Consider the following 24,149-nt stretch of genomic DNA (forward strand, 5'->3'; position numbering starts at 1 on the left):
ACCGTGGCCCGTCTACCTGCAGTCCCGCAAACGCACGATTGCTGTGACTGTGTTGTGAGACCTCCCGAGCGGGGCCGGCCGCTGTTACCCTGACGTTACCGAAGGTGAATTCGGCGTGCCGTTTCGTGAACAGTTGCGAACACGGGACGCTGAAGGCAACCTGGGGCTACGTAGTCATCTACTCTCATGCGAGAGCGATTGCTGGAAATTAATCGAGGAGGGAACAGTATGTCGTTCGTGACCACACAGCCGGAAGCTCTGGCTGCGGCGGCCGGGAACCTGCAGGGCATCGGCGCCACCATGAGCGCTCAGAACGCCGCGGCCGCGGCCCCCACGACCGGGGTGGTGCCCGCCGCCGCCGACGAGATTTCGGCGCTGACCGCGGCTCAGTTCGCCGCGCACGCGCAGATGTACCAGGCGGTGAGCGCGCAGGCGCAGGCGATTCACGAGATGTTCGTGAACACGCTGTCGATGAGCTCCGGCTCGTACGCGGCCACCGAGGCCGCCAACGCCGTCGCCGCCGGCTGACCGGATCGGCGATTCGGGGGGGATCGGGACCACCGGCGCATGCTCCGGTGCCCGATTGACCGCCCAGCAGTATCGAGCGGGCCGTCAACTCAAACGTCGTGGTTCGGGTTTGACTTCGTTCGACCGTGGTACAGCGCCCGGACAGCCATCGGCTGCCGGGAAGGGGGACATAAATTTCGTGGGTGCGGTTCGGCGGTGCGTAAGCACGTAACCGTCGGTCCGCCGCCGATCATGTCGACAATGCGCTGAATCAATTCATCAAGACAACAAAGGAGAGAGGCAACATGCCAACACGTTTTATGACCGACCCGCACGAGATGCGTGCGATGGCGGGCCGCTTCGAGGTCCACGCCCAGACCGTCGAGGACGAGGCCCGCAAGATGTGGGCATCGTCGATGAACATCGCCGGTGCTGGCTGGAGCGGCCAGGCTCAGGCCACCTCGTACGACACGATGGGCCAGATGAACCAGGCGTTCCGCAACATCGTCAACATGCTCCACGGGGTGCGCGACGGGCTGATCCGCGACGCCAACAACTACGAGCAGCAAGAGCAGGCCTCGCAGCAGATCCTGGGCAGCTAGCGCCAAAAGGCGAGGCTGCGTACCATTCCAGACGTTAGGAGAACACCGTCATGTCAATCAATTACCAATTCGGCGATGTGGACGCTCACGGTGCCACCATTCGCGCCCAGGCTGCATCGCTCGAGGCCGAACACCAGGCCATCGTCCGTGATGTGCTGGCCGCTGGTGACTTCTGGGGCGGCGCCGGTTCGGTGGCCTGCCAGGAGTTCATCACCCAGTTGGGTCGCAACTTCCAGGTGATCTACGAGCAGGCCAACGCCCACGGGCAGAAGGTGCAGACCGCAGGCAGCAACATGGCCAGCACCGACTCGGCCGTCGGCTCCAGCTGGGCCTAACCCCGACTGCAGGCGCGGCAGCACACCACAGACGGGTGTGCTGCCGCGCCTGCAGTTACCGATTGAAACGACCTTCGAGGGATTGATGGACCAACAGAACACCCGCACCGACATCACCGTCAACGTCGATGGTTTCTGGATGCTCCAGGCTCTTTTGGACATCCGGCACGTCGCGCCCGAGTTGCGGTGTCGCCCCTTCGTGTCCACCGACTCCAACGACTGGCTCAACGAACATCCCGGCATGGCGGTGATGCGCGAGCAGGGCATCGTAGAGAACGACAAGGTGAACGAGCAAGTGGCCGCCCGCATGCGGGTGCTCGCCGCGCCGGATCTCGAAGTCGTCGCGCTGCTGTCGCGGGGCAAGCTCCTCTACGGCGTGGTCGAAGACGAGGATCAGCCGCCCGGCTCGCGCGACATCCCCGACAACGAGTTCCGGGTAGTGCTGGCCCGGCGCGGCCAGCATTGGGTGTCGGCGGTTCGGGTCGGCGGCGACATCACGGTTGACGACGTCGCCGTCGCCGACAGCGCCTCGATCGCCGCGCTGGTGATGGACGGCCTGGAGTCGATCCACCACGCGGAGCCTGCGGCGATCAACGCGGTCAACGTCCCCCTCGAGGAGATGCTCGAGGCGACCAAGTCGTGGCAGGAATCGGGCTTCAACGTGTTTTCCGGCGGCGATTTGCGACGCATGGGCATCAGCGCAGCCACGGTGGCCGCGCTGGGACAGGCGCTGTCCGACCCGGCGGCCGAGGTCGCAGTGTACGCACGTCAGTACCGGGACGACGCGAAGGGCCCCAGCACCTCCGTACTGTCGCTCAAGGACGGGTCCGGAGGCCGGATCGCGATGTACCAGCAGGCGCGGACGGCGGGTTCGGGGGAGGCGTGGTTGGCCATCTGCCCGGCCACGCCCCAGCTCGTGCAGGTGGGCATCAAGACGGTACTGGACACCCTTCCTTACGGCGAGTGGAAAACCCACAGCAGGGTTTGACCCCGGACACGAAACACAGAGTTTACCAATGCTTTCACGCACAACATGCGGCCAGGATGCGGACACGGCATACTTCTCTGAAACCGTTAGCAAATTCCCATCGAGTGTCACCACCACCACTCTTGAACGCGAGGCAAGGCAGATGAGAATCGAATCAGTCCAACGGCACATACCGGGAGGCGGCGCGGCCTGGGGCAATGTACGGGCCGGTGCCTGCGCGTGGCTGAAGACACCGGGTGACACGGCAACCATTGCGGGGGGTGCAGGGCGATGACCGCGGTAGTCGAAGCGCCACAGACTGACGTCGAGGGAGTCGCACAGCCTCGCGCGGTCGTCGTCGGCATCATGGCCGGTACGGGCGTGCAGGTCGGCGTGTTGTTGGATGCCAATGCCCCCGTATCGGTGATGACCGATCCGCTGTTGAAGGTGGTCAACAGCCGGCTCAGGGAACTCGGCGAGGTCACACTCGAGGCAACCGGCCGCGGCCGGTGGGCGCTGTGTCTGGTCGACGGTACGCCGCTACGGGCCACCCAGTCACTGACCGAGCAGGACGTCTACGACGGCGACCGACTCTGGATCCGGTTCATTTCCGACACTGAGCGCCGATCACAGGTCATCGAACACATCTCGACGGCCGTCGCGGCGAATCTCAGCAAACGATTCGCTGCGATCGATCCGGGTACGGCGGTGCAAGTCGGTGCCTTTATGGTCGCGATCGGCGTCACCGCCGCGTCAGCGCTGATGGGCTGGTGGCGCTGGAACCACAATTCGTGGTTGCCCACCGTCTATGGCGCGCTGATCGGGGCCGTCGTCATGGCGGTCGCCGTGATGCTGCTGGTGCGAGCCAAGACGCCGGCCGAACGACTCGTCGGCGATACCATGCTGCTGAGTAGCCTCGCGCCACTCGCGGTCGGGGCCGCCGGGGCTCCTCCGGGCGGTGCGGGATCCCCGCAGGCAGTGCTGGGCTTCGGTGTCCTGACCGTGGCCGCCGCGCTGATCCTGCGCTTCACCGGTCGGCGACTGGCGACCTACACCACGATCGTCACGATCAGCCTGGTGGCTACGGTCGCCAGCCTGGCGCGGATGGTCGCGATGATCAGCACCGTGACGATGTTCGCCTGCATCGTGCTGGCGTGCGTGTTCGCCTACCACGCGGCGCCGGCCTTGTCCCGGCGCCTGGCCGGGATCCGGCTGCCCGTCTTCCCGTCGGCCACCAGTCGTTGGGTCTTCGAGGCTCGCCCCGACTTACCCACCACAGTGGTGCGCTCCGAAGGAGGCCCGCCGGTGTTGGAGGGACCGGCGTCGGTCCGCGATGTGGTGCTGCAGGCCGAGCGCGCTCGGTCGTTCTTGACAGGACTGCTGCTCGGGCTGGGCGCGCTGACGGTGTTCTCCCTGACCGTCCTCTCCGACCCGCGTTCCGGGCAGCGCTGGCTGCCGCTGCTGCTGACCGCCTCCATCGCAGGCTTTTTGATGCTGCGCGGCCGCTCCTACGTCGACCGCTTGCAGTCGGTCACCCTGGCCGGAACGTCCGTGATCATCGTCGCGGCAGTGGTGGCGAGGTACGCGATGACTCTGCAATCCTCGATGGCGATCTCCATCAGCGTGGCGATACTCGTGCTGCTTCCGGCTGCTGGCCTGACCGCGGCCGCGGTCGTGCCCAACACCATCTACAGCCCCCTGTTCCGCAAGTTCGTGGAGTGGATCGAATACCTCTGCCTGATGCCGATCTTCCCGCTGGCATTGTGGTTGATGAATGTCTATGCAGCGATCCGATACCGCTGATCGGAACGTGTGGCGAGGTCGCACGACCCGTGTGACCGTCGCCGCGCTCCTACTCACCTCGGGTGCGTTGGCCGGCCTTCCACCGGCCTATGCCATCTCCCCGCCGACGATCGACCCGGCCGCCGTGCCACCCGACGGTCCGCCCGGACCGCCGGCGCCGATGAAGCAGACTGCCTACTGCACCGAGGTCGGTGTCCTGCCTGGCAGCGACTTCAAGGTGCCGCCGCGATACATGGAGATGCTGAACCTCCCCGAGGCGTGGCAGTTCGGCCGGGGCGCCGGCGTGAAGGTTGCCGTGATCGACACGGGCGTGACTCCGCACCCCCGGCTTCCCCACCTGATCCCCGGGGGGGACTACATCATGGGCGGGGACGGCTTGTCCGACTGCGACGCGCACGGAACCATTGTCGCGTCGATGATCGGTGCAGCGCCGGCCAGCGGGGCGGTGCCGCTGCCCCCGGCCCCACGCAAACCGGTCACCATTCCCACCACCGAGCCACCGGCGAAAGCGCCGCCGCCACAGACGGTGACGTTGTCCCCACTGCCGCAGACCGTGACGATGGTCCCCGGTGAGCCCGAGTTCCCGCCGCCGTTCGGCGCACCTCCGCCTTCTCCGCCGCCGGCCCCCGGGGCGGAGCCACCTGCTGCGCCTTCTCCGCCGCCGGCCCCGGGGGTGGAGCCACCCGCTGCGCAGGCGCCGGCCACCAACCGCGGGGACAGCGGCACGGTGACGCTACCGGGCTACCCGGGCAGGAGCCACGTGATCCAGGTCGACCACCCGCGCGCGCCGCATCCGCTCCTCCCGGCACTGCCCACGCCACCGGGCGCGCCGACGCAGGCATCCGACGCCTACAGCGGGATCGCACCGGACGTCGACATCATCTCGATCCGGCAGTCCAGCGACGCGTTCGGCCTCAAGGACGCCTACACCGGCGACGAGGATCCCCAGACTCGGGCAAAAATCGACAACGTCGAGACGATGGCGCGTGCGATTGTGCACGCCGCGGACATGGGCGCCCAGGTGATCAACCTCTCCGATGTGACCTGTATGAGCGCGCGCAACGTCATCGACCAGCGATCGCTGGGAGCCGCGGTCCGCTACGCAGCGGTCGATAAGAACGTGGTCATCGTGGCTGCCGCCGGCGACAGCAGCAAAAAAGACTGCAAGCAGAACCCGCTGTTCGACCCGCTGCAGCCCGACGACCCGCGCGACTGGAACGCCGTCACCACCGTCGTGACGCCGTCGTGGTTCAGCGACTACGTCCTGACTGTCGGTGCCGTCAACAATGACGGCCGTCCGCTCACCCAAGGCGGTCAGGGGCAGGGCCCGTCGAGTATCGCCGGGCCCTGGGTCGGCATCGCCGCCCCAGGTACCGATGTCATCGGACTCTCGCCGCGCGACGACGGTCTGATCAACGCGATCGACGGCCCGGACAACACGCTGCTGGTTCCGAGCGGCACCAGCTTCTCGACTGCGATCGTGTCCGGCGTGGCCGCCCTGGTGCGGGCGAAATATCCCGAGCTGTCGTCCCACCAGATCATCAACCGGTTGACCCGGACGGCCCGGGCGCCCGCGCGCGGCGTGGACAATCAGGTCGGGTACGGTGTTGTTGATCCGGTGGCTGCTCTGACGTGGGATGTGCCCGACGGTCCGGTAAAGCCGCCGCAAAGACTTTCGGCGCCGCTGAACGTACCCAAGCCGGCACCGCCTCGCGACCAGGTGCCTGTCTGGGTGGCCGCGGGGGGGCTGACCGGGGCGCTGCTGATAGGTGGCGCGGTGTTCGGTGTCACGATGTTGATGAAGCGATCGCGTAAGCAGCGATGAGGGCGGGACGGTAATGAAGGCTCAGCGCAGATTCGGTTTGTCGTTGTCCTGGCCGCGGGTCACCACGGTTTTCGTGGCCGACATCGCGATGCTGATCGTGGCAAGCCACTGCCCCGACTCCTGGCAGGCCGAGCACCATGTGGCCTGGTGGGTCGGCGTGGGGCTCGCGGTGCTGGTCACTCTGCTGTCGCTGGTCACCTACCACGGGATCACGGTGATCTCGGGCTTGGCCGCTTGGGTGTGGGACTGGTCCGCCGACCCAGCCACCGCGTTGGCCACGGGGTGCACGCCCGCCGTCGACTACCAGCGCCGTTTCGGGCGTGACAAAATCGGTCTTCGCGAGTATGACGGCCACTTGGTCGCAGTGATCGGGATCGACGGCGGAGAAGACGATTCGGCGGCGCGCCACCGCCACAGGGCGAGTTCGGCCACGCTGCCGATCCAGGCGATTGTCGCGCAGCTGCAGCAGTTCGACATCCACCTCGACGATGTCGACGTCGTCACCGTGAAAGTGCGCCGCGGAGGAAACGCGGCGGAGTTGTCGGCACTCGAAGACTGGGGTCCCGAGGAATGGGGGTTGGTGGGCGATCGCCCTACGACGTATGTGCGCAAAACCTGGCTGGTGCTGCGGATGGACCCCCAACGCAATGTCGCTGCCGTGGCGGCGCGCGATTCGCTGGCGTCGACGCTGGTGGCGGCCACCGAAAGGATCGCCCAGGATCTCGACGGGCAGTCCTGTGTGGCCAAGCCGTTGACCGCCGACGAACTCGCCGAGGTCGACAAAGCCGTGCTTGCCGATCTCGAAGCTACGTGGAGCCGTCCCGGGTGGCGCCATCTCAAGCATTTCAACGGATTCGCGACCAGCTTCTGGTTGACGCCGTCGGACATCACCACTGAGTCGCTGGAAGATCTCCTGCGCACCGACGACGAAACCGTCGACGCTGTCGTGATCACCATGCGACTCAACACCCGCGATGGGCAGCCCCGGCTGTCGGCCTGGGTGCGCTACCACAGCGAGGGCCGGCTGCCCAAGAAGCTTTCCGCGGGCCTCAACCGGCTCAGCGGCCGCCAACTGGCCGCGGTGCGCGCCAGCCTGCCTGCCCCGACGCCCCGGCCTCTACTGGCCGTACCGAGCCGTGAGTTCCTCCACGGCGACGACTTGGTGCTGCCGGTGGGCCAGGTGCGGGAGGATGCCGAAAGCGTGCCGACGGGGCAATGACACGCCCGCAAACCACCGCCGAAGACGCCCGTAACGCCATGGTCGCCGGGTTGTTGGCCTCCGGAATTTCGGTCAATGGGCTGCAGCCAAGCAATAACGCGCAGGTGGCGGCGCAGATGTTCACCACCGCGACCAGCCTTGACCCGACGATGTGCGACGGCTGGTTGGCGCGGATCCTGGCCGGTGAGCAGAGTATCGAAGTGTTGTCCGGAGCCTGGGCGGCGGTCAGGACCTTTGGGTGGGAAACCCGTCGCCTCGGTGTCACGGATCTGCAGTTTCGGCCCGAGGTCTCTGACGGGCTGTTCCTGAAGCTCGCGGTCACCAGCGTCGAGTCGTTGGCATGTGCCTACGCCGCCGTTCTGGCCCAGGCCAAGCGCTACGAGGAAGCGGCGAAGCTGCTGGACGGGATCGATTCGCGTCATGCCTTTGACGAGGAACTGGTCAACTACGTGCGCGGGGTGCTCTTCTTCCGCACCGGACGGTGGCCCGAGGTGCTCGCCCAATTTCCGGAGGGAAAGACTTGGCGCCACCCCGAGTTGAAGGCGGCGGGTGCGGCGATGGCCACCACCGCGCTGGCGTCGCTCGGCGTCTTCGAGGAGGCATTCCGGCGCGGAGAGGATGCCATCGCGGGTGACAGGGTGCCGGGAGCGGCCAACATCGCGCTGTACACCCAAGGCATGTGCCTGCGGCATGTCGGTCGCGAGGAAGAGGCCGTCGAACTCCTGCGACGGGTGTACTCCCGCGACCCGAAGTTCACCCCGGCTCGGGAAGCGTTGGACAACCCCAACTTCCGGCTCATCCTGACCGATCCGGAGACCATCGAGGCCCGCACCGACCCCTGGGATCCCGACAGCGCGCCGACCCGCGCTCAGGCGGAGGCCGCGCGCCACGCGGAGGCGGCGGCGAAGTACCTGGCCGAAGGGGATGCCGAACTCAATGCAATGCTCGGCATGGAACGCGCCAAGCGCGAGATCAGGCTCATCAAGTCGACGACCAAGGTGAACCTGGCCCGCGCCAAGATGGGGCTCCCGGTACCGGTGACCTCGCGTCACACCTTGTTGCTGGGCCCTCCCGGCACCGGAAAAACTTCGGTGGCAAGAGCTTTCAGCAAGCAACTGTGCGGCTTGACGGTGCTGCGCAAGCCGGTCGTGGTAGAAACCAGCCGTACCAAGCTGCTGGGCCGGTACATGGCTGATGCGGAGAAGAACACCGAGGAATTGCTCGAAGGCGCTCTGGGGGGTGCGGTCTTCTTCGACGAGATGCACACCTTGCACGAAAAGGGCTACTCGCAGGGGGACCCGTACGGTAACGCGATCATCAACACGCTGCTGCTGTACATGGAGAACCACCGCGACGAGTTGGTGGTTTTCGGCGCGGGCTACGCCAAGGCGATGGAGAAGATGCTCGACGTGAACCAGGGCCTGCGGCGGCGCTTTTCGACGGTGATCGAATTCTTCAGTTACACCCCGCCCGAGTTGGTCGCACTGACCAAGCTGATGGGGGAGGAAAACGAAGACGTCATCACCGACGAGGCGGCCCACGCGTTGCTCCCGTCGTACACGAAGTTCTACCACGAAGAGAGTTTCTCCGAAGACGGGGACCTGATTCGCGGGATCGACATCTTGGGCAATGCGGGATTTGTGCGCAACGTCGTGGAGAAGGCCCGCGACCACCGCAGCTTCCGTTTGGATGACGACGATCTGGACGTGGTGCTCTCCAGCGATCTCACCGAGTTCAGCGAGGCGCAACTGCGCCGTTTCAAAGAGCTGACCGGCGAGGACCTCGCTGAGGGCCTCAGCGCGGCCGTGGCCGAGAAGAAGCCGGATTAGGTCGGGGCCGCTGGAGCGGCCAGGGCGGCCGGACGTTCCCCAGGCACTTTTCGTGATGTCGGCGTAACGCACCGCAAGCACGCCGCACCGTTGACTCTCGGCGCCTCGGGGTGTAAGTGTTGATACGACAGGCACCTCGCTAGGTGAGGCGTCCACGCGGATACAGGCCACTGACCTCGAACGTCGAAAGACGCCCAGGGTCAGGACAGCTCCTCCCGGATTAAGGGTTGAGCCCAAGTGGCTTCCGGCTCCGGCCGGATACGCCGTGTGGTGCCAAAGCTCTGACGAGAGGGGTGCGGCGTCTCGGGCTTTTCCGCTCGGGCTCACACTCCCGAAGTGCACGTGATGGCATCCGCGCATGCCCCGGCCGCGAGGAGGTGAGGAGCGAAATGATTCCTGGCGATAGTCCGATACCGAGTTCGACGATCATTTCGATCCGACCGTGGCCGCTCTCAACCCCTGAGTAGTTCTGCGGCAAGGGAACTCTCACCCTCTGGTGATCACCGCTGCTGAACGTAGTTCATTCTCCTGCAACTGACTTGCATCAAATACCTAAGGGTAGGGTAAGCTAAGTCGGGAGCCATCATGGCTGAACTTCCGGGGCGATCAGCAGCAACCCGCCTGGAATGAATGCCGGCTCGCCTGATAGAAACGATTGTCATTGTCATATAGGGTGCCGTTGTCGGCGCCCACAGGCCTGTGAGGAGACTTGCCATGCTGTTCGTCACCGCGCAGCCGGAGTCGCTGGCCGCTGCTGCCGCTCGCCTTGCGCAGATCGGTTCAGCGCTTACCGGTGAGCACGCCGCCACCGCTCCGCCGATGACCGGGGTGGTACCTGCCGCTTCCGACATCGTGTCGATGCTGACGGCCGCTCAGTTCGCGCGGCATGCTCAGACTTTCCAGGCATTGAGCGCCCAGGCCGCCGAAATCCACGAAAAGTTCGTGGCCACCTTGGCGGCCGGTGCCGGGTCGTACGCCGCGACCGAGGCGGCCAACGCCGCCGCGGCCCGTTGAACAACTAGGGGCAACAATGCTGGACTTCGCGACGCTGCCGCCCGAAATAAATTCGGCCACCATGTATTCCGGCCCTGGATCCGGTTCGATGCTGGCCGCTGCCGGTGCATGGAACACGATTGCCGCCGAGATGCGTTCGGCCTCGGCGTCGTACAGATCGGTGATCGCGGAGTTGACGAGCACCGGCTGGATGGGTCCGTCGTCGATGTCGATGCTGGCCGCGGCCACGCCGTACGTGACCTGGCTGGACACCGCCGCCACCGGGGCCGAGCAGACCGCGGGCCAAGCTTTCGCAGCCGCGACGGCCTTCGAGTCGGCGTTCGCGGCGACGGTCCCGCCGCCCGTTGTCAGCGCCAACCGCGCACAGCTGGCGATGTTGGTGGCCACCAACGTCTTCGGCCAGAACACTCCGGCGATCGCGGCCAACGAAGCCCAGTACGCCGCCATGTGGGCCCAGGACGCCTCCGCGATGAACGGCTACGCCAGCGCTTCGGCAACGGCCACCCAATTGACTCCGCTCACCGCTCCGCCGAACGGTAGCCAGACCGACGGGGTCGCCAACCAGGCCGCGGCGGTCACCCAGGCGGGACACACGGCGGCCGGCGCCGTGCAGTCAAGCCTCACGCCGGCGACGTCGACGGCATCGTCGTCGTTGTCGTGGGGATCGGTGTCGTCGTGGCTGGCCGCCACGTTGAACGACACGAACGCCTCGGCTCTGGGCGACTTCCTGAACAGCAATTTCTTCTCCGGCGCTGTCGTCAACGGAGCCCTCGCGGGGGGGCCTTTCGCACCGAATTTCATCCTGGGATCGATCGCCGGTTTCAGCTTCCTCCTCGGTGTCAAAGGCGGTGGGCTGCTCTCGGGTCTGGGCGATATCGCCGCGGCGAGCTCGGGAGCGCTTCCCGGAGTGGGTTTCGCCAGCGCGGTATCCACCGCGTCCAACGCATCCGTGGCGTCCGCAGCCGTGGGCCATGCCAGCCTGGTCGGGTCGGTGTCGGTTCCCCCCGGTTGGGCGTCGGCGGCGGCGATCAGCCCTGCCGAGGTGGCGACGCCGGTCACCGGCCTGAGCGACATCGGCTCGTCGCCGGCTGCGGGCGGGCCGGGCGCGGGCGGGCCGGGCGGCTTCGCGGGGCCGATCACCGGCGCGGCCGGGCGTCGCCGCGCCATCCCCAAGTACGGGTTCCGCCCCGTCGTGATCCCGCGCCCGCCGGCGGCCGGATAACAGCTTTCGGAGAATTCAGGAGAGAAGAGTCATGCTGGATTTCGCGATGTTGCCGCCGGAGGTCAACTCCGCCCGGATGTATGCGGGGCCGGGCTCGGCGTCGCTGAGCGCCGCTGCCTCCGCCTGGAATCGGATCGCCGCCGAAATGCGCTCCACGGCCGCCGCCTACGGTTCGATCATCACGGAGTTGACCGACGAGAGCTGGCTGGGTCCGTCGTCGACGTCGATGGCGGCTGCGGCGACGCCGTATCTGGAATGGCTCGCCCTCGCCGCGGCACAGGCCGAACAGACCGGCGCCCAGGCCGACGCCGCGGCGGCTGCCTACGAGACGGCGTTTGCCGAGACGGTGCCGCCTCCGGTGATCGCCGCCAACCGCGCACAGCAGACGATGTTGGTGGCCACCAACATCGTCGGGCAGAACACCGCGGCGATCGCGGCCAACGAGGCCCAGTACGCCGCCATGTGGGCGCAGGACGCCGCAGCGATGAACGGCTACGCCAGCAATTCAGCGGCGGCCACCCAGTTGACGCCGCTGACCGCACCGCCGTCCACCACCAACTCCGGGGGGGCAACCCAAGGTGCCAACCAGGCCGCTTCCACCTCGGCCAACGGTGCGTCGGCGAGCACCGCCTCGTCATCCGATCTCTTGGCGTGGCTCGGCTTGGCGCCCAACACGAACACCTCCACCACGGGCCTGGCCGGATTGTTCAACCTCATGGACGGAAACACCGGCACGCTGCTCGGTGGCGTCCTCAACAACAACACGACCACCAACTTCTCCAACGCGATGACCACCAACGGGATGATGAACCCGACGGCGATGATCGACTCGGTGACGGCGTACAGCTTCCTGTTCGCCACCCAAGGCGGCTCCTCGCTCGGCATCTCCGATCTGGGCGCCGGGCTGGCTCTGACCGGGCCGATCGGGGCGGCCCCGGGCCTGCCGAGCCTTTCCGCCGCGACGGTGTCGGCTCAGCTCGGCCACGCCAACCTGGTCGGGGCCGTCTCGGTGCCCCCGGCCTGGGGTGCGAGCGGGGCGACGGTCAGCCCGGTCGCCGCTGCGACGAGCCGCATCGGGGCCGGGGCCTACCAGAGTCTGGGCAACGCCACCCCGATGGTGATGGAAGAGACCGGGTCCGTGGGCATGCCCGGGCTGCCCCTGGCAGGCATGACCGGGCCGCACGAGGACGAGTTCAGCGCCCCGATCTACGGATTTCGCCCGCGCTTCATCACACGGCCTCCTGCAGCGGGCTGACCCACGAAGGGTCGACATCGCAGCCTTGCGGCAAGGGCCGACCACCACCAAAGACCCACCCAAATCCACGACCCACTTGACACCACGGAGAAAGGACAGGTCATGACACGCAAACTGCTCACCGCATCGGTCGGCCTCGCCACCGTTCTGGCCCTCGCGCCGCTGGCCCACGCCGATTCCGAGGACGACGACTCGGCGGCCTTCCTGGCGACCATCCGCAAAGCGGGCATCGCGTACAAAGACCCGGGTCGCGCCGTCAAAGCCGGCCAAGCGGTCTGCGGTCTGGCCGGTGCCGGCACCAGCGAGCCGGAAATCCTCAGGGACATCCGCGACCTCAACCCCGGATTCACCCTGGACGGTGCCGCCAAGTTCGCCGAAGCCGCCGCTCTCTCGTTCTGCCCCGAGCAACTCGGCGACGGAAGCGGCAACGCGAAGAACAGGTGAGGTTCACGGGGTTGGCCGAAGTTTTCCGGCTTGACCTCGCAGGTGCCGCCGGCCCGTCAACCGTGACTGGGTGAAACCGATGTGGTTCGCAAAGAAGTAACTTTGCCGGAACGGCTCCTGCTTGTTGGTGACGGAACCATCCGGCCACGGTTGCGCAGATTCCCTCGTCGGTGAGGTCGGCAGCCATTCGTGTGACACGCGCACCATGTGTTTGGGATTCCCGTACAGCTCGGACATGTTTGGGGGTGTAGCGACGCGTTTCGTCATGAGGATGACGGCCACCTGAACGGACCGGAGGTGGACAGGTGATCGATTTCGGCGCGCTTCCGCCGGAGATCAATTCCGGGCGGATGTATCTCGGTCCCGGATCGGGGCCGATGCTGGCGGCGGCCGCGGCCTGGGACGACCTGGCGGCCGAACTTCAGTCGATGGCTGCATCGTATGGCTCCACGGTCGAGGCTCTGACCGTCGGGCCATGGGCGGGTCCCTCGTCGACCGCGATGGCTGCCGCGGCCGCACCGTACGTCTCGTGGATCAGTGCCACCGGCGTCCAGGCCGAGCAGGCCGCCTCGCAGGCCAAGGTCGCCGCCGCCGCGTACGAAACGGCCTTCGCCGCGACGGTCCCACCGCCGGTGATCGGGACCGATCGTGCGGTGCTCATGGCGCTGGTCACCACCAACATCCTGGGCCAGAACACGCCGGCGATCGCTGTCACCGAGGCCCAGTACGTGGAGATGTGGGCCCAGGACGCCGCGGTCATGTACGCCTACGCCGGCTCGTCGGCGGCCGCCTCGCAGCTGATCCCGTTCATCGACCCGCCGTACACGACCACCGACGCGGGCGGGTCGATGCAGGCGGCCGCAGTCAGCAAATCCGGTTCCTCGGGTGGCCTGAACATCAGTTCCCATCTGCCCCAGCTGACCGGCGCCGTGCCGAACGCGCTGCAGAGCCTTGCCTCGGGCACCTCGGGCAACGCGGCGGTACCGACCTCGGGACTCACGCTGCCGTCGAATCTGCCGAACGCGCTGACCAACTGGAACACCATCTTCGACGAATTGACCGGCATTTATTCTCCCCAGTCGTGGAGCACCATCCCCGGTGGCCCGTTCCTGTCGTTCGGGCAGGCGTACGCCTGGGGGCAGAACGGGCAGGGCGTCGCCGCCTATCTGGGCGGCCCCAAAGCGATCTCCGGTGCACTGGCGCCGTTGACCAGCGGCGTCGTCACGCCGATGCTGAGCTCCGCCGTCGGCAGTGCGCCGGTGTCAGCTTCGATGGGCAGGGCGGCGCTGGTGGGAAGCATGTCGGTGCCGCAGGGCTGGACCGAAGCTGCGCCGGCGATCAGGACGCTCGCCTCGGTGTTCCCCACTGTGGCGGCCGCGCCGACCGTCTCGCTGGCCCCCCGAGGGCGGCGCCTTCGGCCAGATGGCCCTGTCGAGCCTGGCAGGGCGTGCCGTGGCCGCCGGCGCGACGTACTCCGCGGGCGATTCGGTGGCGACGGGCTCGCTGGGCGGCGTCATCGAGGCCGACGCGGCAACGGCAACGCGCTGGGGGCCGGACTCGGCGGGTTGGGATTCGGGCGCGGCACCCTGTACGACGCGGTCAGCCCGGTGGCGGCGAACCTGGGCCGGGGCACCCTGGTCGGAGCGCTCACGGTGCCGCCCAGTTGGGCCTCGGCCACTCCGGCCATCCGGACGGTTGCCGCCGCGTTGACGGCCGCCGGCGCGGAGTCGGTGCCTGCAGCAGCCCTCGGCGAGGGCGGGCTGCTCGGGTCGATGTCGCTGGCGGGCATGCTCGGCAGCGCCGCCGCAGCGGGCGCTCCCGCTGCGGCGGGCCGTGCCGCCGTCCGCGAGCGTCTGACTCCGCTCGCAGAGCTCAGGGACGGCACCTCGCCGGAAAAACTGAAGAAATTGGTAGCACAGATATCGGAGAAACCCGAAAGCGTGCAGCACTACAACGTCGATCAAGAAGGGCCCGATGCGCTACTCGAACAATTGGCCAAGAAGCCCGGCATTCACGCGGTGCACCTGTCACAAGGCAAGCCCAAAGTCGTGCCGACGGAACCCCGCAGGGGTTAGGAGACAAACGTCTTACCGACTCGGTCCAACAGCAGCGCCCTGATGGGTTCAGGTGTCCGAGGCCGGCGGTGCGAGGGTGGCTTCGCGCAGCTCAGGAGAGTCTTCGGGAAAGCATCGACGCTGAGAACCATCTGTAAGATCGGCGGGGAGAATCGCGAACGAGCACTGTGCGCGGTGACGGTCAGGAGTCGGCGGCGGTGACCGGATACCAACGAGTTGGCGCAATTTCCTCGGCGCGCGGGGAAGGGGAAATCATGAAGCTGATTGTCGCGCTCCTCGGCGCCGCGGCGATGATAAGTCTCTCCGGGCCCGCGTCTGCAGAACCCCCCGAACCGGCCGGCGACGACGCAGGCTTCGTCGCCGCACTGAGCCAGGCCGGTATCACCTTCGCGAGCCAGGAGAGTGCCGTCGCCGCCGGCAGGGCGGTGTGTTCCTTCCTGAACAACGGGCGAGACCGGCCTGCAAGTAGTCCATGACGTCACGATGCACAACCCCGGGATGGATATGGATACCGCGCCCAACTTCGCGTTGATCTCGGCGAAGTATCACTGCCCCCATCAGCTGTCCAAGGCCTGACGGAATCGGGCTGCGCGCGCGTGGGACGGCTACTGGTGCTGCTGGGCGCTGTCGTTGTGATCGGCGGCGCCGCACCCGCATTCGCCAGCCCCGATGACGCGTTCGACGACACGGGTTTCCTGGCGACGGTGCGGGATGCGGGTCTCACCTACTCCAACCCGGACCAAGCCATCGCCTTCGGCAAAGCGGTGTGCGGCTGGATCGGCAGTGGCGAGTCCGGCCCGGAGCTCGTCCGCACTCTGCAGAACGAAAATCCGGGGTTGTCCACCGACCATGCCACACTGTTCGTGGCGATCGCGGCGAAATACTACTGTCCCCAACAACTCACCGCGCCGCACTAGCCTGGACGCCGCGCGTTCCTGAGGAGGCGAATGGTCAACGCCCTCAGTCGGGTTGCGGTCTGACTGCTCGGCGGCGTGAGGATTTGCGGCGAGTGAGGGCGCTGCGGCCTGGTTTGGCCGGCGTCACCTCTCGTTCACCTGATCGTGGTTCGCTGCTTCCAGCACCGCCTCGGCGGTGCCCGTGTCGCTGCGCAGGGGAGGAATGTGCCGTCATGCAGACGCTGAGCGTCGCAGATTTCGCCCTTCGGCTGGGCGTCGGGGTCGGTTGCGGCGCCGTCGTCGGCGTGGAGCGGCAGTGGCGGGCGCGCCGGGCAGGACTGCGCACCAACGCACTCGTCGCGGCCGGCGCGACCCTGTTCGTGCTGTATGCGGCCGCCACGGAGGACTCCAGCCCGACCCGGGTCGCGTCCTATGTCGTGTCCGGCATCGGGTTCCTGGGCGGCGGGGTGATCCTGCGCGAGGGGGTCAACGTCCGCGGGCTCAACACCGCGGCCACCCTGTGGTGTTCGGCAGCGATAGGTGTACTGGCCGCGTCGGGACACCTGATCTTCACAGTGATCGCGACCGGCGCCGTCCTCGGCATCCACGTGCTCGGGCGCCCGCTCGGACGATGGATCGACCGTGATGAGAACGTCGAAGACGACGAGGGTCTCCAGCCGTACCTAGTCCAGGTGACCTGCCGACCCAAAGCGGAGACGTATGTCCGCGCCCAGGTTGTGCAGCACGCCAGCAGCAACGACATGACGCTGCGTGGCATTCACGCCGGACGGGCCGGCGACGACGATGTCACCCTGAGCGTGCATCTGCTCATGGACGGCCACACTCCGGCCAAGCTCGAGAGGCTGGTGGCCGAACTGTCCCTGCAGCCGGGGGTCCGCATGGTGCAGTGGTACGCGGGGGAGACGGCGCAACAGCCGGACTGAGCATTCCCGGGCGAACCCGACCAGTCGCCGCAGGTGGCGTGCTGCGGGTACGGCGCCGGGGCGTCGATCGGGACGGTGCAACCGGGGCCTCGATAGTTCACGTTGACGCCGAATCAACCGGACAACCGAAATCGCGCAACGTAATAACCTGTGCGGGTGAGTTCCGTTGTGGGTTTTCTTTCCGTTCTTCCGCCTCTGATGCGGGATCCGGTTCTGTTCGCTGTCCCATTCTTTTTGTTGCTGTTGACGCTGGAATGGTCCGCGGCCCGCAAGCTGGAACGCCTCACGTCGGACATCGAGGGGTCCCGGCCGGGGGCCGGGGCGTATCAGACCCGTGACTCCAGGGCGAGCATCTCGATGGGCCTGGTCTCGGTGGCCACCACGGCGGGCTGGAAGACGCTGGCGCTGCTGGGGTACGCCGCGATCTATGCCTACCTGGCGCCCTGGCACCTCTCGGCAACCCGGTGGTACACGTGGGTCGTCGCGATCCTCGGTGTCGACGTGCTGTACTACACCTACCATCGCATCGCCCACCGGGTGCGCCTGATCTGGGCCACGCACCAGGCGCACCACTCCAGCGAGTATTTCAACTTCGCCACCGCGCTGCGCCAGAAGTGGAACAACAGCGGCGAAATCCTGATGTGGATTCCTCTGCCGCTGTTGGGGATTCCGCCGTGGATGGTCTTCTTCTCTTTTTCCGTGAGCTTGATCTATCAGTTCTGGATCCACACCGAACGGATCGACACCATGCCGCGCCCGATCGAGTTCGTCTTCAACACACCGTCGCATCATCGCGTGCATCACGGCATGGACAAGCTCTATCTGGACAAGAACTACGGCGGCATCCTGATCATCTGGGACCGGCTGTTCGGCAGCTTCCAGCCGGAGGTGTTCCGCCCGCATTACGGACTCACCAAGCAGGTCGACACGTTCAACATCTGGAAGCTGCAAACGCGCGAATACGTCGCCATCGCGCGCGACTGGCGAACCGCCGACCGCTTCCGTGACCGGCTCGGATACGTGTTCGGTCCGCCGGGTTGGGCGCCGCGCGAGCCGGCCCGGTCCGAGTCGGCGACCTGATGGTCACGACGCTGTAACGCCGGCGCCGGCGGGCGCGAAGACTCCTGGGTAACGGTAAAATAACGCCGTCGTCTCGATTCGGTCGAGATCCGGCGCCGACGGATCGGAGTCCCAGGTGCGTCGCCGAGCATTGCGCGCATTCACCGCCCCAGTCATTGTCGCGGCCTTCGTCCCTGCGTTGCCGTCCGCTGCGGCCCGCGCGCAGGCCACCGTGGTGTATCCGGGCATGGAGATCCTGCAGGACAACCGGCTGTGCACCCTGGGCTACGTCGACCCGGTGATGCGCGTCGCGTACACGGCAGGGCACTGCCGCGGCGGGGGTGCCGTCTACGACAAGAGCGGTAACGCGATCGGCCGGATGGCCACCTTCCGGGACAACACGCCCAGCGGTACCACAGTGGCCACCGACCAGATCATCAATGACTACGAGGCGATCGTGCTGGACGACGGCGTCACACCGAGCACCTTTCTGCCGGGTGGGCGCCCCTTGCAGTCGAATCCGACCGTCACGCTTCAGGCGGGTCAGCCGGTGTGTCACTTCGGGGTGGCCACCGGCGAAACCTGCGGGATCGTCGAGAGCGTCAACAACGGGTGGTTCACGATGTCTCATGGGGTGCAGAGCCGAAGGGGCGATTCGGGCGGGCCGGTATACGTGGCACCCGACGGCGGACCGGGGCAGATCGTCGGTATCTTCAACAGCATGTGGGGGGATTTCCCCGCCGCGGTGTCGTGGCGGGCCGCCTCAGAACAGGTGCGCCAGGACTTGGGCGCGACGGCCGACCCGAGTTGATCAGTGCGAGGCACCCGGCACGGCCGCCGGAGCCTGCGCGAAGACCGGAATCAATGGTGCGGCGGTACGCAACTGCCCGTCGCTGGAGTCCGGTGTCAGCCACCCGGGTACAAACCCCCTGACCTGCCAAGTACCACCTGGCCAGGTAACGCCTCACGATGTCGGGTTTGACGGCGTCGTCCACCTCGCGCACCAGGGCGCGTGTGCGGTGCCGGCGCGGGCCCAATGCGACGACGCCCGCGGCTCGGACGTTGCGCGCCCACTGCGTGTTTCCGCGCGGTGAGACGAGATAGTCCACGCCGTCGACGGACAGCAGGTTGACCACCACCGACCGCGGTTGTCCGGTCTTGCGGCCCCGGACCCGCACCGCGCGGGTCCCGGCGATGCTGCTGCCACACTCGTCGGGAACAATCAAGAGCGGTGATCTCGGTTGTGCGAGACTCGCCGTGTGGGGAAACGCCAGGAGTCGCGGGAACAGATCGAGGCGCGGATCGTCGAGCTGGGACGTCGACAACTGGTGGAGCGCGGTGCGACCGGCCTGTCGCTGCGTGCGATAGCGCGCGATCTGGGAATGGTGTCTTCGGCGGTGTACCGCTACGTGTCCAGCCGCGACGAGCTGTTGACCTTGCTGCTGGTCGACGCCTATTCCGACCTGGCCGACACCGTGGATCGGGCCCGCGAGACGGGCGGCGAGCTCTGGAGCGACGACGTCGTCGCGATCGCACGGGCGGTGCGGGGCTGGGCGATCACCCACCCGTCCCGCTGGGCCCTGCTGTACGGCAGCCCGGTCCCCGGCTATCACGCCCCGGCCGAGCGCACGGTTGCGGTCGGCACCAGGGTGGTCGGGGCGTTCCTGGACGCCGTGTCCGCCGGGATCGCCACCGGCGACATCCGATTGACCAATGATGTTGCTTCGCAACCGATGTCGTCCGACTTCCGGCGGCTTCGGCAGGAATTCGGCTTTCCCGGCGACGATCGCGTGGTCACCAAATGCTTTTTGCTGTGGGCGGGGGTGCTGGGCGCGATCAGCCTGGAGGTGTTCGGCCAGTACGGCGCCGACACCCTGACTGAGCCCGAGGCGGTTTTCGACGCTCAGCTCCAGTTGCTTGTCGACGTACTGGGCCGGGCCTGACAAACGGCCACCAGGCCCGGTCGCCCTGGCTGAATTAGAACGTGTTCATGCGGCGCCGACGGGTACGACTGGGCTGGCTGCGGCAAAGGCCCCGAGGCCCTTTCTGGCGGTCGGCACGCTGGGCTATCCTGCGAGGCGATGCCCCCCTCCGTTTCAGCGCCCACGCAGATCGCCTGGGTCACCCCGGACCTGGACGCCACCGAAATGGCTCTCACCGGCCTGTTGGGCGTCCGCAAGTGGGTCCGGATTCCGGACGTGCACTTTGCTTCGGATAGCTGCAGCTATTTCGGCGAGCCGGTGGATTTCGTCGCCGGCATTTCCCTGAGCTATCTCGGGGACATGCAGCTGGAGCTGATCTCACCGGTCCGCGGCCAGAACATCTATAGTGACTTTTTGCGCGACTCCGGACCTGGGCTGCACCACATCTGCACGGAGGCCGACAGCCCCGGGCAGTTCCACGCGGCGCTGGCGCGGGCCGCCGACCGCGGTGCCGAGGTCGTGCAACAGGGCGTGATGCCCGGCGGTATCCGGTTCGCCTATGTGTCGGCACCCCGGGCGGGCGTGCCGTTTCTGGAGATCGCCTACACCTCGCCCGAGATGCGGGCGTTCTACGACTACATCAAACAGGAGCAGCATCAAACAGGAGCAGCGGTGAGCCGCGACGGCGACGATGCAGCGCGCTGCGACGAGGAGGAGTGGCGCCGATGAACACCGAGACACCGGCAACGGTCGGCGCGAGCACGGTGGACTCCTGGTCCGACGATGTCGACGTGGTCGTGATCGGATTCGGCATCGGGGGCGGTTGCGCCGCGGTCAGCGCTGCGGCCACCGGCGCGCGGGTGCTGGTGCTCGAGTGTGCCGCCGCGGCGGGCGGAACCACTTCCCTTGCCGGAGGGCACTTTTACCTTGGCGGGGGTACGGCGGTGCAGCAGGCCACCGGTCATTCTGATTCGCCCGAGGAAATGTACAAGTACCTCGTTGCGGTGTCACGCGAACCCGCGATTGACAAGATCCGCGCCTACTGCGACGAGAGCGTCGAGCATTTCAACTGGCTGGAGGGCCTCGGATTCCAGTTCGAGCGCAGCTACTACCCGGGCAAAGTGGTGGTCCCGCCGGGCACCGAGGGATTGAGCTACACCGGCAACGAAAAGGTGTGGCCCTTCTGCGAACAGGCCATGCCGGCTCCCCGTGGGCATTCCGTGCCGGTGCCCGGCGAGTTGGGCGGTGCGTCTTTGGTGGTGGACCTGCTGGTCAAGCGAGCTGACGCGTTGGGAGTGCGGGTCCGTTACGAGACCAGGGCCACCAATGTGATCGTGGACGACGGAGCGGTGGTCGGCGTCGCCTGGAAGCATTTCACCGAAACGGGCGCCGTCAAGACGAAAGCGGTCGTCATCGCGGCGGGGGGGTTCGCGATGAACCCGGACATGGTCGCCGAGCACACGCCCGCCCTGGGCCAGCCGCGCCGCACCAAACACCACGGCCTGGTAGCCCCCTACATCCTGGGCAACCCCAACGACGACGGGCTGGGCATCCGGTTGGGCGTCTCGGCGGGCGGGGCCACCCAATACATGGACGAGCTGTTCATCACCGCGGCGGCGTATCCGCCGGAGGTCCTGCTGACCGGCCTGATCGTCAACAAGGAGGGTAAGCGGTTCGTCGCCGAGGACTCCTACCACTCGCGCACCTCGGCGTTCGTGCTGGAGCAGCCGGACCAGACCGCATACCTGATCGTCGACGAAGCGCACACGGAGATGCCCGAGATGCCGCTGATCAAGTTCCTCGACGGTTACGAGACGATCGCCGAGCTGGAAACCGCGCTGGGCATCCCTGCCGGTAATTTCGCGGCCACGCTGGACCGCTACAACGCATTCGCGGTCGCGGGCGAGGACCCGGACTTCCACAAGCAGCCGGAATACCTTGCAGCACAGGACAACGGACCCTGGGCTGTGTTCGACTTGTCGCTGGGGCGGGCGATGTATTCGGGATTCACCATGGGCGGTCTGGCGGTGACCGTCGACGGTGAGGTGCAGCGCGCCGACGGCAGCGTCGTCCCGGGGCTGTACGCAGTCGGGGCGTGCGCGTCCAACATCGCGCAGGACGGCAAAGGCTATGCCAGCGGCACGCAGCTGGGGGAGGGGTCGTTTTTCGGGCGCCGCGCCGGAGCGCACGCGGCCCACGGGGTCGCGGGCGGGCACGCCACGCCGAGACTGTAATTCTGCAGGGTAAGTGCGAGTAGCGGCCTGCAGATTTACAGCCTCGCGGGAAACGCGCCCACAGCTTCCTAGACCTGCACAGGCTCCTTGTCCACCGGACCCAACCGCCAGTCACCGCCGCCCAACAGGTGCAGCTCGCGTTCGTGGTGCTGCTCGACGGCGGGCCGGTGACTGACGCTGACCAGCACGCATTCCGGCAACTCGGCACGCAGCAGCTGGTACAAGGCGAACTCCAGCCCTTCGTCGAGAGCGGAGGTCGCCTCGTCGAGGAATACCGCCGCGGGCTTGGTGAGCAAGATGCGGGCAAAGGCGACCCGCTGCTGTTCGCCGGGGGAGAGCACCTTGGCCCAATCCTGCTCTTCGTCGAGCCGGATGATCAGCGGGGTCAGCGCAACTTTGCCCAGCACGGCGCGCAATTCGTCGTCGGAGACCTCGTCCGGCGAGTTCGGGTAGCACACCACGCTGCGCAGGTCGCCCAGCGGCACGTAGGGCAGCTGCGACAAGAACATCGTCGCGTAGTCGCCTGCGGGCCGGCACAGCGTCCCCGAGGCGTACGGCCACAGTTCGGCCAGGCTGCGCAGCAACGTGGTCTTGCCGGACCCCGAGCGCCCGGTGATCACCAACGATTCGCCCCGGTCCAGCGCCACGTCGAGCGGGTCGATCAGCTGGTCTCCGCCCGGGGTGCGCACTTCCAGGCCGCGGAGTTCGACCGCCGCGTCCTCACTGTCCTTGACCAGGATCGTCGGCAGGGCCCGGCCACGTGTGTTGGCGTCGACCAGCCCGTGCAATCGGATGATCGCGGCCCGGAATGCGGCGAAGGCGTCGTAGTTGTTGCGGAAGAACGACAACGAATCCTGGATGTTGCCGAAGGCCGTCGCGCTCTGCCCGACATCTCCGAAGTCGATGCGGCCGGCGAACAGCCGCGGGGCCTGGATCACCCACGGCAACGGGACGATGGCTTGCGACATCGAGAAGTTCCACCCGTTGAACACGATGGTGCGGCGGACGAACCTGCGGTAGTTGTCGATGATCGGGGTGAAGCGCCGCCACAGTTGTGCCCGCTCGACTCGCTCACCGCGGTAGAAGCCGACCGCCTCGGCGGCGTCCCGCAACCGCACCAGGCCGTAACGGAAAGCGGCGTTGAGCTTCTCGTTGTTGAAGCTGAGCCAGATCAGGGGGTGGCCCAGCCAGATCGCGACGACGGTCGCGATCAGCACGTAGACCAAGACGACCCAGAACATCGCGCGCGGGACGGTCACGCCGAGGACGTCGAGGTTTCCGGACAGGTTCCACAGGATCGCGGCGAACGAGAGCACCGACGCCAACGCGTTGACGGCCCCGAACAGCAAGGTGCTCCCGGTCCCGTTGGACGGGATGTTCGGCGTGCCGCCGGCGTTGGCGGTGAAGATGTCGATGTCCTGCTGGATGCGCTGGTCGGGGTTGTCGATGGTGTTGTCGATGAACAGGTCCCGGTAGTAGGCCCGCCCGGCGAGCCAGTCATCGGTGAGGTGGCCGGTCAGCCACACCCGCCAGGCGATGATGAATCGCTGCGTCAGGTAGACGTCGGTCATGATGCGGATGACGTACAGGGACGCCAGTAGGCTGAAGATCACCAGGGACATCCAAAAACCGTGAACCCCGGACTGTCTGACCTTTTCGTTGCCGGCCGCCAGGCCTTGTACCGCGATCTGCACGGACGTGTAGAGGTCGTTGCCCTGGTAACTGAGCAGCACCATGATCCGCACGGACAGAATCACCGACAGCAACAGCACACCGAGCATGGCCCAGACGGGAACGCTGCGCGCTCCGACGAAATACCCGCGGGTGATCCGCCAGAATTGCCGTCCCCACGGGGTGAAGTACCTGAAGGCGACCAGCGCGACCACGACGCAGACGGCGCTGATCACCCAGGCCACGGCGACCCAGCGCAGCGACTCCACGGGTGCCGTCGACCAATCGATCGACGGCTTAAACGGTTTCGCGCCCACGCTCGAAGT

The 24,149-nt window shown here is 66.8% G+C and carries 19 protein-coding genes, 5 pseudogenes and 1 riboswitch; of the genes and pseudogenes, 22 read left to right on the forward strand and 2 right to left on the reverse strand.

Annotated features, from left to right (window positions below; all coding sequences use genetic code 11):
* The first annotated feature begins 228 nt into the window (after positions 1-228).
* The 19 genes and pseudogenes from ACOJVU_RS06570 (at position 229) to ACOJVU_RS06660 (ending at position 18,807) form a co-directional block, all read left to right on the forward strand.
* Entirely contained in the window at positions 229-528 is a 300-nt protein-coding gene (locus ACOJVU_RS06570) for a PE family protein (RefSeq protein WP_421529039.1), read from the forward strand.
* Positions 529-812: 284 nt separating this feature from the next.
* Positions 813-1,109: a WXG100 family type VII secretion target gene (locus ACOJVU_RS06575; RefSeq protein ID WP_144947330.1), complete on the forward strand. Its 297-nt coding sequence runs from the start codon at positions 813-815 to the stop codon at positions 1,107-1,109.
* A gap of 50 nt (positions 1,110-1,159) precedes the next feature.
* Positions 1,160-1,444: a WXG100 family type VII secretion target gene (locus ACOJVU_RS06580; RefSeq protein ID WP_421529040.1), complete on the forward strand. Its 285-nt coding sequence runs from the start codon at positions 1,160-1,162 to the stop codon at positions 1,442-1,444.
* Between the two features lie 85 nt (positions 1,445-1,529).
* Complete coding sequence (locus tag ACOJVU_RS06585; protein ID WP_421529041.1) at positions 1,530-2,432, forward strand: ESX secretion-associated protein EspG; 903 nt, start codon at positions 1,530-1,532, stop codon at positions 2,430-2,432.
* A 270-nt stretch (positions 2,433-2,702) separates the two neighbouring features.
* A complete protein-coding gene (gene eccD / locus ACOJVU_RS06590) occupies positions 2,703-4,214 on the forward strand; it encodes a type VII secretion integral membrane protein EccD (protein WP_421529042.1) in 1,512 nt (503 codons plus the stop codon).
* A complete protein-coding gene (locus tag ACOJVU_RS06595; protein WP_421529043.1) occupies positions 4,192-6,039 on the forward strand; it encodes a type VII secretion-associated serine protease mycosin in 1,848 nt (615 codons plus the stop codon). The genes eccD and ACOJVU_RS06595 overlap by 23 nt, the downstream gene beginning before the upstream one ends.
* Before the next feature lie 13 nt (positions 6,040-6,052).
* The gene (eccE, locus tag ACOJVU_RS06600; RefSeq protein ID WP_421529044.1) at positions 6,053-7,258 is read left to right on the forward strand and encodes a type VII secretion protein EccE; all 1,206 of its coding nucleotides are present in this window, start codon (positions 6,053-6,055) and stop codon (positions 7,256-7,258) included.
* Complete coding sequence (gene eccA, locus ACOJVU_RS06605) at positions 7,255-9,087, forward strand: type VII secretion AAA-ATPase EccA (RefSeq protein ID WP_421529045.1); 1,833 nt, start codon at positions 7,255-7,257, stop codon at positions 9,085-9,087. The genes eccE and eccA overlap by 4 nt, the downstream gene beginning before the upstream one ends.
* Positions 9,088-9,215: 128 nt before the next feature.
* A riboswitch (M-box (ykoK) riboswitch) is annotated at positions 9,216-9,387 on the forward strand.
* Between the two features lie 414 nt (positions 9,388-9,801).
* Complete coding sequence (locus ACOJVU_RS06610) at positions 9,802-10,101, forward strand: PE family protein (RefSeq protein WP_421529046.1); 300 nt, start codon at positions 9,802-9,804, stop codon at positions 10,099-10,101.
* Positions 10,102-10,117: 16 nt separating this feature from the next.
* Positions 10,118-11,323, forward strand: coding sequence for a PPE family protein (locus ACOJVU_RS06615; RefSeq protein ID WP_421529047.1), 1,206 nt, complete (start codon positions 10,118-10,120; stop codon positions 11,321-11,323).
* A gap of 31 nt (positions 11,324-11,354) precedes the next feature.
* Positions 11,355-12,578: a PPE family protein gene (locus ACOJVU_RS06620; protein WP_421529048.1), complete on the forward strand. Its 1,224-nt coding sequence runs from the start codon at positions 11,355-11,357 to the stop codon at positions 12,576-12,578.
* 102 nt (positions 12,579-12,680) lie between these two features.
* Complete coding sequence (locus ACOJVU_RS06625; RefSeq protein ID WP_421529049.1) at positions 12,681-13,022, forward strand: DUF732 domain-containing protein; 342 nt, start codon at positions 12,681-12,683, stop codon at positions 13,020-13,022.
* 305 nt (positions 13,023-13,327) lie between these two features.
* Positions 13,328-14,564: pseudogene (locus tag ACOJVU_RS06630) on the forward strand (PPE family protein, SVP subgroup); the annotation flags it as partial.
* 80 nt (positions 14,565-14,644) lie between these two features.
* Positions 14,645-15,097: pseudogene (locus ACOJVU_RS06635) on the forward strand (PE/PPE C-terminal domain-containing protein); the annotation flags it as partial.
* A gap of 251 nt (positions 15,098-15,348) precedes the next feature.
* Positions 15,349-15,673 (forward strand): annotated as a pseudogene (locus ACOJVU_RS06640) (DUF732 domain-containing protein).
* 20 nt (positions 15,674-15,693) lie between these two features.
* Entirely contained in the window at positions 15,694-16,014 is a 321-nt protein-coding gene (locus tag ACOJVU_RS06645) for a DUF732 domain-containing protein (RefSeq protein WP_421529050.1), read from the forward strand.
* 212 nt (positions 16,015-16,226) lie between these two features.
* Entirely contained in the window at positions 16,227-16,937 is a 711-nt protein-coding gene (locus ACOJVU_RS06650) for an MgtC/SapB family protein (protein ID WP_421529051.1), read from the forward strand.
* Between the two features lie 156 nt (positions 16,938-17,093).
* Positions 17,094-18,017, forward strand: coding sequence for a sterol desaturase family protein (locus ACOJVU_RS06655; protein WP_421529052.1), 924 nt, complete (start codon positions 17,094-17,096; stop codon positions 18,015-18,017).
* Between the two features lie 115 nt (positions 18,018-18,132).
* On the forward strand, positions 18,133-18,807 hold the full coding sequence (locus ACOJVU_RS06660; RefSeq protein ID WP_421529053.1) for a hypothetical protein: 675 nt from the start codon (positions 18,133-18,135) through the stop codon (positions 18,805-18,807).
* Here the strand turns inward: ACOJVU_RS06660 and ACOJVU_RS06665 are convergent.
* A pseudogene (locus ACOJVU_RS06665) lies at positions 18,808-19,222 on the reverse strand (nitroreductase family deazaflavin-dependent oxidoreductase). It lies immediately after the preceding gene.
* A gap of 33 nt (positions 19,223-19,255) precedes the next feature.
* Between ACOJVU_RS06665 and ACOJVU_RS06670 the strand changes: the two are divergent.
* From ACOJVU_RS06670 to ACOJVU_RS06680, 3 genes and pseudogenes are all read left to right on the forward strand, one after another.
* Positions 19,256-19,939 carry a TetR/AcrR family transcriptional regulator gene (locus ACOJVU_RS06670; protein WP_421529054.1) on the forward strand — a complete coding sequence of 228 codons (684 nt, stop codon included), beginning with the start codon at positions 19,256-19,258 and terminating at the stop codon, positions 19,937-19,939.
* A 138-nt stretch (positions 19,940-20,077) separates the two neighbouring features.
* Positions 20,078-20,572, forward strand: a pseudogene (locus ACOJVU_RS06675) (VOC family protein); the annotation flags it as partial.
* 71 nt (positions 20,573-20,643) lie between these two features.
* Positions 20,644-22,152: an FAD-binding protein gene (locus ACOJVU_RS06680; protein WP_421529055.1), complete on the forward strand. Its 1,509-nt coding sequence runs from the start codon at positions 20,644-20,646 to the stop codon at positions 22,150-22,152.
* A 68-nt stretch (positions 22,153-22,220) separates the two neighbouring features.
* On the opposite strand, the gene ACOJVU_RS06685 is transcribed toward ACOJVU_RS06680, so the two are convergent.
* Positions 22,221-24,140 carry an ABC transporter ATP-binding protein/permease gene (locus ACOJVU_RS06685; RefSeq protein WP_421529056.1) on the reverse strand — a complete coding sequence of 640 codons (1,920 nt, stop codon included), beginning with the start codon at positions 24,138-24,140 and terminating at the stop codon, positions 22,221-22,223.
* Between the last annotated feature and the right edge of the window lie 9 nt (positions 24,141-24,149).

The sequence above is a fragment of the Mycobacterium sp. THU-M104 genome (assembly GCF_049197365.1).
GTDB lineage: Bacteria > Actinomycetota > Actinomycetes > Mycobacteriales > Mycobacteriaceae > Mycobacterium.